Below are 13,084 nucleotides of genomic sequence, written 5' to 3'. Positions count from 1 at the left end.
CCCGTGCCGGCCTCTTTGCGGGCAAGCGCACCAAGAGGCCGTTACAGGTTGCCCTGTGGATCAGCGCGAAGCCGCCACGATCAGCGCCTTCATCTCGGCGACCGCGGCCTTGAACCCAACGAACAGGGCGTGCGCCACCAGCGCATGGCCGATGTTGAGTTCATTGATACCCTTGATCGCCGCCACTGCTTCGACATTGTGGTAATGCAGCCCGTGGCCGGCATTGACGATCAACCCTTGGCTCACGCCAAACGCCACGCCATCGGCAATACGCTTGAGCTCTTCGGCCACTGCGGTCGGAGTTTGGGCGTCGGCGTAACGCCCGGTGTGCAGCTCGATGGCTGGTGCCCCCACTCGGCGCGAAGCCTCGATCTGCCGCTCATCAGCATCGATGAACAGCGATACTTCGGCACCGGTACGTGCCAGGCGCTCCACCGCTGCCTTGATTCGCGCCTCCTGGCCCGCCACGTCCAGGCCACCTTCGGTGGTCAGCTCCTGGCGGGTTTCGGGTACCAGGCAGATATGTGCCGGGCGAATCTTCTCGGCAAAGGCCATCATCTCCTCGGTGACGCCCATCTCGAAATTCATGCGGGTCTGCAGCACATCCTTGAGCAGCAGCACGTCACGCTCCTGGATATGTCGGCGATCTTCCCGCAAATGCACGGTGATGCCATCGGCGCCCGCTTCCTCGGCATCCAGGGCAGCCTTGACCGGGTCAGGGTAACGCGTGCCCCGGGCCTGGCGCAGGGTCGCCACGTGGTCGATGTTTACGCCGAGAAGCATGCGGTTGCTGTGAGTCACGAAAGGCTCTCCTGAAGATTGAGCCCAACAGCATACGTCGTGATCAGCGCTTGCGAAACAGTTCCCGGCTGACCAGCGGTTTTGTTCCCAGGTGCACTGCCAGCGCCTGGCGCATCAGACGCTTGGCGGCGAGTAATGCACCGGGGGCGTCCCAGTCAGCTTCGGCCAGGGCCAGTAACTCGGCACCGTGAAACAATCCCGGTTGCGCCAGTTCAACCCGCTCCAGGCCTGCATCCACGCGCAGACGGTACAGGCCATCGGCTGCAATCGGCTGGTCATTCACATCATGCTGCAACGAAAAGGCATAACCGAGCTCGTCCAGCAGCCGCCATTCGAATGCGCGTAACAGTGGCTCCAGCGGACGCCCGGCGGCCAAGGCTTGCAGGGTCAGGCTGTAGTGCTCGAACAATGCCGGGTAAGGCGCTTCGGCAGGCAGCAGGCGCATGAGCAATTCATTGAGATACAACCCGCTGAACAAGGCGTCACCGTGCAACCAGGCGGCGATGCCGGCGCTGTCCATTCGCCCCACATTCTTCAGCTCACCGCGCCCGCGCAGTTCCAGCTCCAGCGGCACGAACGGGCGCACCAGGCTGCCGCCCTTGCCGCGCGCCCGGCGCAACACGGCACGCACGCGACCCTGTGGGGTAAAGAAGTCCACCAGCGCACTGGTTTCCTTGTAGGCACGGCTGTGCAGTACGTAGGCTGGCTGGCCGACAGGTTGTTCCATAAACGATCTCTAGAAGCCCCAAACAACTGTGGGAGCGGGTTTACCCGCGAATACGGTGGTGACCCACTGACGCATTCGCGGGTAAACCCGCTCCCACAGAGTAGCCTGAGCCGGCAGGCAGATTTTACAGGTCGCCGTAGCCCAGCGAGCGCAGGGCGCGCTCGTCGTCGGACCAGCCGCCCTTGACCTTGACCCACAGGTTGAGCATCACCTTGGCGTCGAACAGCACTTCCATGTCCTTGCGCGCGTCAGAGCCAATGCGCTTGATGCGCTCGCCCTTGTCGCCAATGATGATCTTCTTCTGGCCGTCACGCTCAACCAGGATCAGCGCATGGATGTGCAGCACATGGCCCTGCTGCTTGAACTCCTCGATCTCCACGGTGATCTGGTACGGCAGCTCCGCGCCGAGCTGGCGCATGATCTTCTCGCGTACCAGCTCGGCGGCCAGGAAACGGCTGCTGCGGTCGGTGATCTGGTCTTCCGGGAAGAAGTGTTCGTTTTCCGGCAGGTGCTTGGCGATCAGCGCTTCCAGCGATTCCAGGTTGTGCCCCTGCTGCGCGGAAATCGGTACGATCTCGGCATTCGGCAGTTGTGTCTGCAGCCACTGCAGGTGCGGAATCAGTTCGGCTTTCTCGTCCATACGGTCGGTCTTGTTGACCGCCAGGATCACCGGGCCGCTCACGTACTGCACGCGCTCCAGCACCAGCTGGTCCTCGTCGGTCCAGCGGGTGCGGTCAACCACGAAGATCACCACGTCGACGTCCTTCAGGGCCGCCGAGGCGTTGCGGTTCATGTAGCGGTTCAGGGCCTTGTCGTTGGCCTTGTGCATACCGGGCGTATCGACATAGATTGCCTGCACATCACCCTCGGTCTTGATGCCAAGCATGTTGTGGCGGGTGGTCTGAGGTTTGCGCGACGTGATCGCCAGCTTCTGGCCGAGGATGTGGTTGAGCAGGGTCGACTTGCCGACGTTGGGGCGGCCGACAATGGCTACGTAGCCGCAGCGGGTCGGGTTGCTATCAGTCATTGCCATTCTCCACGCCCAGGGCGATCAGTGCAGACGCGGCGGCGACTTGCTCGGCGATACGCCGGCTGACGCCCTGGCCACGGCTCTTGTTGTTCAGCAGCACCACTTCGCATTCGACGAAGAAGGTCCGGCAGTGCGGTTCGCCCTGGATATCCACCACTTCGTAGCGCGGCAGTTCGCAGCTGCGTGACTGCAGGAACTCCTGCAAGCGGGTTTTCGGATCCTTGTTGGTATCGACCAGGGTCAGGCCTTCGAACTCATCGGCCAGCCAGGCCAACACGCGTTCCCGAGCCGTTTCCATGTCCGCGTCCAGGTAAATGGCACCAATCAGCGCCTCCAGGGCGTCGGCGAGGATCGACTCTCGGCGGAAGCCACCGCTCTTGAGCTCGCCGGAGCCCAGGCGCAGGTGGTCACCCAGGTCGAAACCACGGGCCAGGCGGGCCAGGGTCTCACCCTTGACCAGGCGCGCGCGCAAACGCGACAGCTGGCCTTCGCGGGCCTGCGGGAAGCGCTCGAACAGCGCCTCGCCGGCGACGAAGTTGAGAATGGCGTCACCGAGGAACTCCAGGCGCTCGTTGTTGCGCCCAGCGTAGCTGCGATGCGTCAGCGCCAGGAGCATCTGGTCCTGGTTCTTGAAGGTGTAACCGAGCTTTCGCTCCAGACGGGCAAGGGGAGCACTCATGCAACCACCCGTTCGTTGTTCAACGCGTTGTTCAAATCAACATCCTGAAAGACTGTTTGGCTGTGGCCCGTCGCAACGTGCGACGAATCTCCCGATCCTTGAGAACACAGCCTATGTCAGAAATGCATTCGGCGCTGCCTGCTGGCCAGCGCCGATGGGTATCAATGGATCAGACCGACCCGCGACAGGTTGGGCAGGTGGCTGAGCTTGGGCTCTGGCCAGCTCATCCACACTGCAAATGCCTTGCCGACAATGTTCCGGTCCGGAACCATGCCGTGCAGTTCCCTGGGAATGTTCGGGTCATCCCAGTAACGGCTGTCGTTGGAATTGTCGCGGTTGTCACCCATCATGAAGTAATGGCCCGCCGGCACGGTCCATTGCTGGTCCGGTGGCATGCGGTAACGGCTCATTTCCTTGCGGATCAGGTGTTCGGCCTCGCCGAGCTTTTCCTTGTACAGCTGGGCGCTGCCCAGGGTGCCCGGCTCGGTGCCCACCAGTTGTTCGGCAATCGGCTGGCCGTTGACGAACAACCGCTTGTCGTTGGTATAGCGGATCTGGTCGCCCGGCAGGCCGACCACCCGTTTGATGTAGTTGACGTTCGGGTCGCTCGGGTAGCGGAACACCATTACATCACCGCGTTGCGGGTCCCCCACCTCGATGACCTTCTTGTCGATCACCGGCAGGCGGATGCCGTACGAGAACTTGTTCACCAGGATGAAGTCGCCCACTTCCAGGGTCGGTTTCATCGACCCCGAAGGAATCTGGAATGGTTCGACCAGGAACGAGCGCAGCACCAGCACGATGAACAGCACCGGGAAGAACGACTTGCCGTATTCGACCAGCAATGGCTCCTTGCCAAGGCGCTCGACCACCGCAATTTCGGGCTGGCTGACGCTGCCCTGGTAGTTGGCGATTGCCGCCCGCCGGCGCGGGGCCAGGAACAGCAGGTCGATCAAGCCCAGCAGACCGCAGACGAAGACAGCGATGACTAGCAACAGCGGGAAATTTAGCGACATAGGACCTAGCTATCCAACCTGAGCACGGCGAGGAAGGCTTCCTGTGGAATCTCCACGTTGCCCACCTGTTTCATGCGTTTCTTACCGGCCTTCTGCTTCTCCAGCAGTTTCTTCTTACGGCTGACGTCACCACCGTAGCACTTGGCCAGTACGTTCTTTCTGAGTGCCTTGACGGTTGTACGTGCGATGATCTGGCCGCCGATAGCTGCCTGGATCGCCACATCGAACATCTGCCGAGGGATCAGTTCCTTCATCTTTTCGGTCAACGCACGGCCTTTGTAAGCCGCGTTGTCGCGGTGCACGATCAGGGCCAGGGCATCGACCTTGTCGCCGTTGATCAGTACGTCCAGCTTGACCAGGTTGGCCGACTGGTAGCGATCGAAATGATAATCCAGCGAAGCATAGCCGCGGCTGGTGGACTTGAGGCGGTCGAAGAAGTCCAATACCACTTCGTTCATCGGCAAGTCGTAGCGCACCTGCACCTGGCTGCCGAGGAACTGCATGTCGCGCTGCACGCCACGCTTTTCGATGCACAGGGTGATGACGTTACCCAGGTGCTCCTGCGGCACCAGGATGGTGGCGGTAACGATCGGCTCACGGAAATCGGCGACCGCCGAGACGTCTGGCAGCTTCGACGGGTTGTCGACGGTAATGGTTTCGCCGGTTTTCAGTTCGAGCTCGTAGATCACGCTTGGCGCGGTGGTGATCAGGTCCAGGTCGTATTCGCGCTCCAGGCGCTCCTGGATGATCTCCATGTGCAGCATGCCGAGGAAGCCGCAACGGAAGCCGAAGCCCAGTGCATCGGAGCTTTCCGGCATGTATTGCAGCGACGAGTCGTTCAGGGTCAGCTTCTGCAGGGCATCGCGGAAATCCTCGAAGTCGTCGGAGCTGACCGGGAAAAGGCCGGCGTAGACCTGCGGCTGGATTTTCTTGAAGCCTGGCAGCACTTCGACTTCAGGGGTCGAGGACAAGGTCAGGGTGTCACCAACCGGGGCACCGTGGATGTCCTTGATGCTGGCGATGATGAAGCCCACCTCACCGGCCTTCAGGTCGGCGGTCTGGGTGTGTTTCGGGGTGAATACGCCGACGCTGTCGACCAGGTGCACCTTGCCGGTGGACTTGACCAGGATCTTGTCACCTTTCTTGACGCGGCCATGGCGCACGCGCACCAGCGAGACCACGCCCAGGTAGTTGTCGAACCAGGAGTCGATGATCAGCGCCTGCAGCGGCGCCTCGATATCGCCTTCCGGCGCGGGGATGGTCTGCACCAGACGCTCGAGCACCTCGTCCACGCCCATGCCACTCTTGGCACTGCAGGCCACGGCGTCGGTGGCGTCGATACCGATGATCTTCTCGATCTCGTCCTTGACGCGGTCCGGGTCAGCCTGGGGCAGGTCCATCTTGTTCAGCACAGGCATGACTTCCAGGCCCTGCTCGATGGCGGTGTAGCAGTTGGCCACGGACTGCGCCTCGACGCCCTGGCCGGCGTCAACCACCAGCAGCGCACCCTCACAGGCCGCCAGCGAGCGCGAGACTTCGTAGGTGAAGTCGACGTGGCCGGGGGTATCGATGAAGTTCAGCTGGTAGACCTTGCCGTCCTGCGCCTTGTAGTTGAGCGTGACGCTGTGGGCCTTGATGGTAATACCGCGCTCGCGCTCCAGGTCCATGGAATCGAGCACCTGGGCTTCCATTTCGCGCGCCGACAGGCCACCGCACATCTGGATGAAACGGTCGGCCAGCGTCGACTTGCCATGGTCGATGTGGGCGATGATGGAGAAATTGCGGATATGACTCAAATCACTCACGGGTCAACACTCGAAAAGGCTGCGAGCCGGACGCCCGCCGAAAAATAGCCGGGAATTGTACCTTAAGCCGCAGCATGCCGCCACGACCACTGACCGACCAAACGGCGCGCACAGTCTTCGGCTGCGACATCGGCCTATCAGTTCTATCAGTAGAGCCCATTGATGTGCCCTCCTGGAATGGATGCTTAGACAATGCCAAGGGCTATCCAATGAAACATGCACGACAAGCTGGTGCGTTGAATCCTGATTTTGGCACTGGGGGCGTTACAGCACTCCCGGCTTTCGATGGCTGGACCAAACGGCGCAGCCCAGGCATGGGAAACATAAAAAACCCGGCGCATCATGCGCCGGGTTTTCACTGATGCGACAAGCCGTTTATTCAGCGAGCTTGAAGGTAATGAAGCTCGCACGCCCCTGACGCAGCACACGCATCGACACCGAACGGTTTTTCGGCAGCTCCTTGGCAATTTCGGTGAATTCCTTGGCCGAGCCGATGGCCTGGTTGTTCAGGTGGCTGATGATGTCACCTGGACGCAGGCCGATCATTGCGGCGGGGCCATCCTGGACTTCCTTGATTACCACCCCGCCTTTGAGCTCCAGGGATTTCTTCTGCTCGGCGGTCAGGTCGGCCACCGATACGCCCAGGCGGTTGCTGCTACGCTCAGCACTGCCTTCGGCGCCAGTGGTGATGTCGGCATCGTCGTCCGGCAAGGCCCCGACACTGATGTCCAGGGTCTGGCGCTTGCCATTGCGGATGATTTCCAGCTTGGCCTTTTCGCCATCCTTGAGGCTGCCCACCAGGTGCGGCAGGTCTGCCGACATGATGATCGGCTGGCCGTTCATGCTCAGGATCACGTCACCGACCTGCAGGCCGCCTTTGGCTGCCGGGCCGTTTTCCAGCACCTGGGCGACCAGCGCGCCGGCCGGCTTGTCGAGACCGAAGGACTCGGCCAGGTCCTTGTTGACCTCCTGGATCACCACGCCAAGCCAGCCACGGCTGACCTTGCCGTCTTTCTTCAGCTGGTTGGAAACATCGATCGCTACATCGATCGGGATGGCGAACGACAAGCCCATGAACCCACCGGAACGGGTGAAGATCTGCGAGTTGATACCCACCACCTCACCGTTCATGTTGAACAGCGGGCCACCGGAGTTGCCCGGGTTGATGGCCACGTCGGTCTGAATGAACGGCACATAGGTGTCGTTGGGCAGGGTACGGCCCTTGGCACTGACGATGCCTTTGGTCACCGAGTGGTCGAAGCCGAACGGCGAACCGATGGCCAGCACCCACTCGCCCACTTTCAGTTTCTCCGAATCCCCCAGCTTCACGGTCGGCAGGTTCTTGCCCTCGACCTTGAGCAGGGCTACGTCGGTGCGCGGGTCGGTGCCGACCAGCTTGGCCTGCAGCTCGCTGCGGTCCGACAGGCGGACGATGATCTCGTCGGCATCGGCGACCACGTGGTTGTTGGTCAGTACGTAGCCATCGCTGGAAATGATGAAGCCCGAACCCAGCGATTGAGCCTCGCGCTGGCGGTCACCGCGTGGCGAGCGTGGCTGCTGCGGCATGTTGCGCTCGAAGAACTCGCGGAACATCGGCGGCAGGCCTTCCAGGTCAGGCATCTCCCCGGCGGCCATGCGGCGGTCCGGCAGCTTCTGCTTGGTACTGATGTTGACCACGGCTGGCGAGGCCTGCTCGACCAGGGTGGTGAAGTCCGGCAGGGCTTCCTCGGCCTGGGCGGTGAGCACCTGGCCGAGCATCAGCACGGCGGCGAACATCGATAGGTAGGATTTCAAGCGTGGTATTGACATACGGCTCCCGTCACAACGAGCGGTAGTTTAGAAAGGCCCTGCCCAAAGCAGGAAAGGCCAGGCTCCAAGAAGCCTGACCTATAGAAAATTTGCCGAAAGATTGCAAATGACAATGCTTTAATTTCATTTCAGGCACATGTCCGCTTGCTTGGACACAGCCAGCAAAGGCGCGCAATTACTGGCGCGCCTGAGCGTCCTGGGGACGCATGGACAGGGCCACACGCTCTGCAGTACCCAGCGGAATTTCGCCGACCACGGTGACCATCACCTTGCCCTTGGGCGTGTTCAGGCGCCGCGACACTGCCGACGTGGGGCCAAGCTGGGTACGCACGTCATTGCCACCGTCATCGTTCACCTGCTCGAGGAACACCGAGAAGCGTGCCAGGCCATCGTCATACATCAGGCTGCTGACCGCACCACCCTGCTTCGGATCACGGCGCACCGAACTGTTGACCAGCTCGAACCCTGGCGGCAGCCAGTCCGAACGCCAACCGGCGACCTTGTCATTGCTGGCAGCGGCCACATGCTGCACGGGCTTGCAGGCAGCACTGGCACGCAGGTCTTCGTCGCTGGGCACTTCAGTATCGAGACGGGTCATCTGGAAGCGCTCCAGCAACTGCCCCTTGTCATTGACCATCAACGAGCGCAGCGGTAACCCGGTTGCTCGATCCAGGTGCAATTCAAAGGCATAGCGGTGCTGGTCACGTGGGGTGAGCGTCACGATCACGGCATCGCGGTCGGCGACCCGCGACTTGCCCGCCACGCTCAAATTGTACCAACCCATCAGTTTCAGGGGATCCAGCAGGCGCTGGGGGGCGTCCGTAGGTGGCGTCACGCCACCGGCCAAAGCACCGCTGGCGCATTCTACCCTGCCATCCACGCGCACGATTTCCTGGGCGGCGCCATCGAGCTGCAACAGCCGCTCGCTGACCTTGCCGTCTTCGACCTTGTGCCAGATCTCGTGGGAAGAGAAACTGCCGTTACGTTCGTAGACAAAAGAGCCTTGGTAGCTCTGCTTTTGCTCGGCCTGTGCCAGCTTGTTCAACCACTCGCCCGCCTCGGGCGAGGAATTGGCCGCCAATGCTGGCACCGTCATGCAGCTGCCAATCAGCAGCGACAGGAGAGGTAGCGCGCGCATGATCCTCCTTACTTAACGGTTTTCCAGGCTGGCGGCGCGGGCATACGGCAATGCGGTTTCAGTGCCCTTCAGCGCAGACTCCTGGGCATGCTGGCGCAGATAGCCTGGCAGACGCTGATCCCAGCCGGCCTGGTTCTGCAGCACGCCGTTGGCCATCGGCCCGGTCGGTTGCTCACCGCTTTCACTATAGCCTGCCAAAACGGCAGGGCCCTGTGCTTGTGGCACAGTCACCCCCTGCTGGGCAGGTTGCTGGGCAGCCAGCTCGGCGCCAGTGATCTCGTCCTGGTTGTACATGCGTACACCGGCCAGCACCGCAACGGTGACCGAAGCAGCTACCGCCAGGCGGCCGATGCTGCGCCATGGCCCCTTCTTGACCTTGGCCGGCACGGCCTCGTCAGCCAGGGCGGCAGAAACCGCCGAAGCGATATCCAGGTTCGGCAGCAGCAGCTCCTTGTGCATGGCTGCGCGGGCAACCTGGTAACGCGACCAGGTGGCACGGGTTTCAGCATCGTCGACGGCATTCAATACCCGACGCAGTTCAAGCTCGTCCGCTTCGTTATCCATTACCGCGGACAGCGATTCCTGCAAAGCTTCACGACTCATGGCGGTTCCTCTCTTGGCTGTCGCCGCTGTCTCAGGTTTCCTGCAGCAAAGGTTGCAGGGCTTTGTCTATGGCCTCCCGAGCGCGGAAGATTCGAGAGCGCACGGTACCCACCGGACATTGCATGACACTGGCAATGTCTTCGTAACTCAGTCCGTCGAACTCGCGCAGGGTCAGGGCCGTGCGCAGGTCTTCCGGCAGTTGCTGGATGGTGCGATGGACAGTGCCTTCGATTTCATCCCGCAACAACGAGCGCTCTGGGGACTCGAGATCCTTGAGACCATGATCGCCGTCGTAAAACTCCGCATCCTCAGAGCTCACATCGCTGTCTGGTGGCCGTCTTCCACGGGACACCAGGTAGTTCTTCGCCGTGTTGATGGCGATGCGGTAAAGCCACGTATAAAACGCACTGTCTCCGCGGAAATTGCCAAGCGCACGGTAGGCCTTGATGAAGGCTTCCTGTGCTACATCCTGGGCCTCGTGGGTATCGTGAACGAACCGCACGATCAACCCGAGAATCTTGTGCTGATACTTCAGCACCAACAGATCGAACGCTCGCCTGTCGCCGCGCTGAACACGCTCGACAAGCTGCTGATCCTCTTCCTGGGTTAGCATGAACACTCCTCAGTGAACTCGAAGGAGCGTTGCAGCAGCCATCGTTCAGGCTTGCAACCATAGACTCGGGCTTTTCGCAAAAGTTCTCCCCTCCAAGCAAGTTTCCTGCAGCCCTTGGTCGGCTTGCACGGAAGACGCTGCACGGTCACGGCCGGCTACGTCGATAATCAAGGTTTCGAGTACGCAGGGACAGCCTGGACAGGCCTGCCGCCCTGCGTCGCCGCGGCAAATTGTGGCGTACGGGCAGCCTTCATAGGATTTCCGGCCGTATCGGAAAGTTCCCACAAAGGTTGTCGCGACCAGGCAAGTGGCATGGAAATTGGCCACCCTGGGCTGCTATAAAGGCAACCCGGCCAGCTTTAACGATAGTTTCACAATGCCATCGGCGCGTGACTATTGTGCCGCGCCCCTTCCGAAGATTACTAGTGTCCCGACATGAGCCAACAATTCCAACATGATGTCCTGGTGATCGGCAGCGGTGCCGCCGGTCTCAGCCTGGCACTGAACCTGCCCAGTCACCTGCGCGTCGCCGTGCTCAGCAAGGGCGACCTGGCCAACGGCTCGACCTTCTGGGCCCAAGGCGGGGTCGCAGCGGTGCTGGACAATAGCGATACCGTGCAGTCGCATGTCGAGGACACCCTCAACGCCGGCGGTGGCCTGTGCCATGAACAGGCGGTGCGCTTTACCGTCGAGCACAGCCGGGAAGCCATCGAATGGCTGATCGGGCAAGGCGTGCCTTTTACCCGCGATGAGCACTACAGCGTCGACGATGGTGGCTTCGAGTTCCACCTGACCCGCGAAGGCGGCCACAGCCACCGGCGCATCATCCATGCGGCCGACGCCACCGGCGCCGCCATTTTCACCACGCTGCTGGCCCAGGCCCGCCTGCGCCCGAACATCCAGTTGCTGGAGCAGCGCGTGGCTATCGACCTGATTACCGAACGCCGCCTCGGCCTGCCCGGCGAGCGCTGCCTGGGTGCCTATGTGCTTGACCGCAATACCGGCGAAGTCGACACCTTCGGTGCGCGCTTCACCGTGCTGGCCACGGGCGGCGCGGCCAAGGTCTACCTGTACACCAGCAACCCCGATGGTGCCTGCGGCGACGGCATCGCCATGGCCTGGCGGGCCGGTTGTCGGGTGGCGAACCTGGAATTCAACCAGTTCCACCCGACCTGCCTGTACCACCCGCAAGCCAAGAGCTTCCTGATCACCGAGGCTCTGCGCGGCGAAGGCGCCCTGCTGCGCCTGCCCAATGGCGAACGCTTCATGCCACGCTTCGACCCTCGCGAAGAGCTGGCCCCGCGTGACATCGTGGCCCGCGCCATCGACCATGAAATGAAGCGCCTGGGTGTGGACTGCGTCTACCTGGACATCACCCACAAGCCGGCCGACTTCATCAAAAACCACTTCCCCACGGTATATGAGCGCTGCCTGACCTTTGGCATCGACATCACCCGCCAGCCGATCCCGGTGGTACCGGCGGCACACTACACCTGTGGCGGGGTCATGGTGGACGACCGCGGCCACACCGATGTGCCGGGGCTGTATGCCATCGGCGAAACCAGCTTCACCGGCCTGCACGGCGCCAACCGTATGGCCAGCAATTCGCTGCTGGAATGCTTCGTCTATGGTCGCGCTGCCGCGGCCGACATCCAGGCGCACCTGGATGAAGTGGTCATGCCCAAGGCCCTGCCCGGCTGGGACGCCAGCCAGGTAACCGACTCGGACGAAGACGTGATCATCGCGCACAACTGGGATGAATTGCGGCGCTTCATGTGGGACTACGTCGGCATCGTGCGCACCAGCAAGCGCCTGCAGCGGGCCCAGCACCGCATTCGCCTGCTACTGGACGAAATCGACGAGTTCTACAGCAACTACAAGGTCAGCCGCGACCTGATCGAGCTGCGCAACCTGGCGCAGGTGGCCGAGCTGATGATCCTCTCGGCCATGCAGCGCAAGGAAAGCCGCGGGCTGCATTACACACTGGACTACCCAGGGATGCTGCCCGAGGCCAAGGACACCATCCTCAGCCCGGTCTGAGGCCGGCGTCGCCTTCTTCGCGGGTTCGCCCGCGAAGAAGGCAATTCGGCCCCGATCTATGCCCGGCTGCTATCAGCCCAGCGCCGCCGACTGAACTTCAACCGCACCCGCAAGCGCCGGTGTTCATCAACCCCCAGCGCATCCCGCGGCACACACTGGCTCTCCCCCACCCATTGCCCCGCCCGCTCGAAGCGCAGCACCACCAGTGCCGGCAACGCCACGCTGTCCCGGCACAGACGCACCGGCTGCCAGCCACGGGCACGGCTGAACACGCACCAGCCGTGCGCATCACGGCGCAGGCCAGTCACGGCATGCTCATGGGTCAGCAGGATACGTCGGGGGATGACCCAGCCAGCATGGGCGATACAGGTGGCGACAACGGCAAGGGCCTGCCACCCGGGCAGCGGGCTTGTCCAAACGGCGAGCCACGCCAGCACCTGGCAACCCAGGTAGGCCGTCAGCAGCCGGCGCGAGCCGTGCCAGCGGCACTCGAAACACTCACTTGGGCTGGACACGGTCCAGGATGATGCGGACCATGCGTTGCAGCTCCGGGTCTTCAGACTCGGTGCGCTCCATGAACCAGCCGAACATGTCCTGATCTTCGCAGCTCAACAGGCGCACGTAGAGTTCGCGGTCTGTCTGGTTGAGCGTGGGGTAGACTTCCTGGGTGAAAGGTACCAGCAGGACGTCCAGTTCCAGCATGCCGCGGCGGCTGTGCCAGAAAAGCCGGTTGAGTTCAGTTTGTTCGACCATGGGGCCCTCCTCGAATGGCCCGCCAGTATACAGCCAGGCGAGCGAAGCGACACCGGGCGTTGGTCTAGTC

13 protein-coding genes are annotated in these 13,084 nt (G+C 62.0%); 1 reads left to right on the top strand and 12 read right to left on the bottom strand.

All coding sequences use genetic code 11. The annotated features are described in order from the left end of the window. Nucleotides 1–60: 60 nt before the first annotated feature. The 10 genes from pdxJ to rpoE all read right to left on the bottom strand — a co-directional run bounded on the left by pdxJ (nt 61) and on the right by rpoE (nt 10,221). Nucleotides 61–783, bottom strand: coding sequence for a pyridoxine 5'-phosphate synthase (gene pdxJ, locus B4L76_RS01250; RefSeq protein ID WP_414707147.1), 723 nt, complete (start codon nt 781–783; stop codon nt 61–63). 61 nt (nt 784–844) lie between these two features. After that, nucleotides 845–1,528 carry a DNA repair protein RecO gene (gene recO, locus B4L76_RS01245; RefSeq protein ID WP_296229939.1) on the bottom strand — a complete coding sequence of 228 codons (684 nt, stop codon included), beginning with the start codon at nt 1,526–1,528 and terminating at the stop codon, nt 845–847. A gap of 124 nt (nt 1,529–1,652) precedes the next feature. Then, nucleotides 1,653–2,555, bottom strand: coding sequence for a GTPase Era (gene era, locus B4L76_RS01240; protein WP_296229938.1), 903 nt, complete (start codon nt 2,553–2,555; stop codon nt 1,653–1,655). Beyond that, entirely contained in the window at nt 2,548–3,237 is a 690-nt protein-coding gene (rnc, locus tag B4L76_RS01235) for a ribonuclease III (RefSeq protein WP_003258487.1), read from the bottom strand. The genes era and rnc overlap by 8 nt, the downstream gene beginning before the upstream one ends. Nucleotides 3,238–3,398: 161 nt before the next feature. Then, nucleotides 3,399–4,253, bottom strand: coding sequence for a signal peptidase I (gene lepB / locus B4L76_RS01230; protein WP_296229937.1), 855 nt, complete (start codon nt 4,251–4,253; stop codon nt 3,399–3,401). A gap of 5 nt (nt 4,254–4,258) precedes the next feature. After that, nucleotides 4,259–6,058: a translation elongation factor 4 gene (gene lepA, locus B4L76_RS01225; RefSeq protein WP_025340425.1), complete on the bottom strand. Its 1,800-nt coding sequence runs from the start codon at nt 6,056–6,058 to the stop codon at nt 4,259–4,261. Between the two features lie 375 nt (nt 6,059–6,433). Next, complete coding sequence (locus tag B4L76_RS01220) at nt 6,434–7,834, bottom strand: DegQ family serine endoprotease (protein ID WP_414707146.1); 1,401 nt, start codon at nt 7,832–7,834, stop codon at nt 6,434–6,436. Nucleotides 7,835–8,042: 208 nt separating this feature from the next. Further along, nucleotides 8,043–9,005 (bottom strand): MucB/RseB C-terminal domain-containing protein, encoded by a 963-nt coding sequence (locus tag B4L76_RS01215; RefSeq protein ID WP_296229934.1) that lies wholly within the window; start codon nt 9,003–9,005, stop codon nt 8,043–8,045. A gap of 12 nt (nt 9,006–9,017) precedes the next feature. Continuing rightward, nucleotides 9,018–9,608, bottom strand: coding sequence for a sigma-E factor negative regulatory protein (locus B4L76_RS01210; RefSeq protein WP_296229932.1), 591 nt, complete (start codon nt 9,606–9,608; stop codon nt 9,018–9,020). A gap of 31 nt (nt 9,609–9,639) precedes the next feature. Then, nucleotides 9,640–10,221 carry an RNA polymerase sigma factor RpoE gene (gene rpoE / locus B4L76_RS01205; RefSeq protein ID WP_003252049.1) on the bottom strand — a complete coding sequence of 194 codons (582 nt, stop codon included), beginning with the start codon at nt 10,219–10,221 and terminating at the stop codon, nt 9,640–9,642. A gap of 435 nt (nt 10,222–10,656) precedes the next feature. On the opposite strand from rpoE, the gene nadB reads away from it, so the two are divergent. Then, nucleotides 10,657–12,261: an L-aspartate oxidase gene (gene nadB, locus B4L76_RS01200; protein ID WP_296229931.1), complete on the top strand. Its 1,605-nt coding sequence runs from the start codon at nt 10,657–10,659 to the stop codon at nt 12,259–12,261. A gap of 56 nt (nt 12,262–12,317) precedes the next feature. On the opposite strand, the gene B4L76_RS01195 is transcribed toward nadB, so the two are convergent. Together B4L76_RS01195 and B4L76_RS01190 are read right to left on the bottom strand one after the other, a co-directional pair. Further along, entirely contained in the window at nt 12,318–12,776 is a 459-nt protein-coding gene (locus tag B4L76_RS01195; RefSeq protein WP_296229930.1) for a protein YgfX, read from the bottom strand. After that, the gene (locus tag B4L76_RS01190) at nt 12,760–13,014 is read right to left on the bottom strand and encodes a succinate dehydrogenase assembly factor 2 (RefSeq protein ID WP_296229928.1); all 255 of its coding nucleotides are present in this window, start codon (nt 13,012–13,014) and stop codon (nt 12,760–12,762) included. Before B4L76_RS01190 ends, B4L76_RS01195 begins: the two co-directional genes overlap by 17 nt. Nucleotides 13,015–13,084: the final 70 nt, after the last annotated feature.

The organism is Pseudomonas sp. UBA4617 (assembly GCF_002386445.1).
Taxonomy (GTDB): Bacteria; Pseudomonadota; Gammaproteobacteria; order Pseudomonadales; family Pseudomonadaceae; genus Aquipseudomonas.
Note: the sequence above shows the minus strand (reverse complement) of the source record. Positions and strands in the feature narration are given on the sequence as shown.

Excerpts from the sequence above, each read along its gene's own strand:
- B4L76_RS01210 (WP_296229932.1), bottom strand. The coding sequence starts at position 9,608 with ATGAGTCGTGAAGCTTTGCAGGAATCGCTGTCCGCGGTAATGGATAAC.
- rpoE (WP_003252049.1), bottom strand. The coding sequence starts at position 10,221 with ATGCTAACCCAGGAAGAGGATCAGCAGCTTGTCGAGCGTGTTCAGCGC.
- pdxJ (WP_414707147.1), bottom strand. The coding sequence starts at position 783 with ATGCTTCTCGGCGTAAACATCGACCACGTGGCGACCCTGCGCCAGGCC.
- B4L76_RS01190 (WP_296229928.1), bottom strand. The coding sequence starts at position 13,014 with ATGGTCGAACAAACTGAACTCAACCGGCTTTTCTGGCACAGCCGCCGC.
- lepB (WP_296229937.1), bottom strand. The coding sequence starts at position 4,253 with ATGTCGCTAAATTTCCCGCTGTTGCTAGTCATCGCTGTCTTCGTCTGC.
- rnc (WP_003258487.1), bottom strand. The coding sequence starts at position 3,237 with ATGAGTGCTCCCCTTGCCCGTCTGGAGCGAAAGCTCGGTTACACCTTC.
- B4L76_RS01215 (WP_296229934.1), bottom strand. The coding sequence starts at position 9,005 with ATGCGCGCGCTACCTCTCCTGTCGCTGCTGATTGGCAGCTGCATGACG.
- era (WP_296229938.1), bottom strand. The coding sequence starts at position 2,555 with ATGACTGATAGCAACCCGACCCGCTGCGGCTACGTAGCCATTGTCGGC.
- recO (WP_296229939.1), bottom strand. The coding sequence starts at position 1,528 with ATGGAACAACCTGTCGGCCAGCCAGCCTACGTACTGCACAGCCGTGCC.
- nadB (WP_296229931.1), top strand. The coding sequence starts at position 10,657 with ATGAGCCAACAATTCCAACATGATGTCCTGGTGATCGGCAGCGGTGCC.
- B4L76_RS01220 (WP_414707146.1), bottom strand. The coding sequence starts at position 7,834 with ATGTTCGCCGCCGTGCTGATGCTCGGCCAGGTGCTCACCGCCCAGGCC.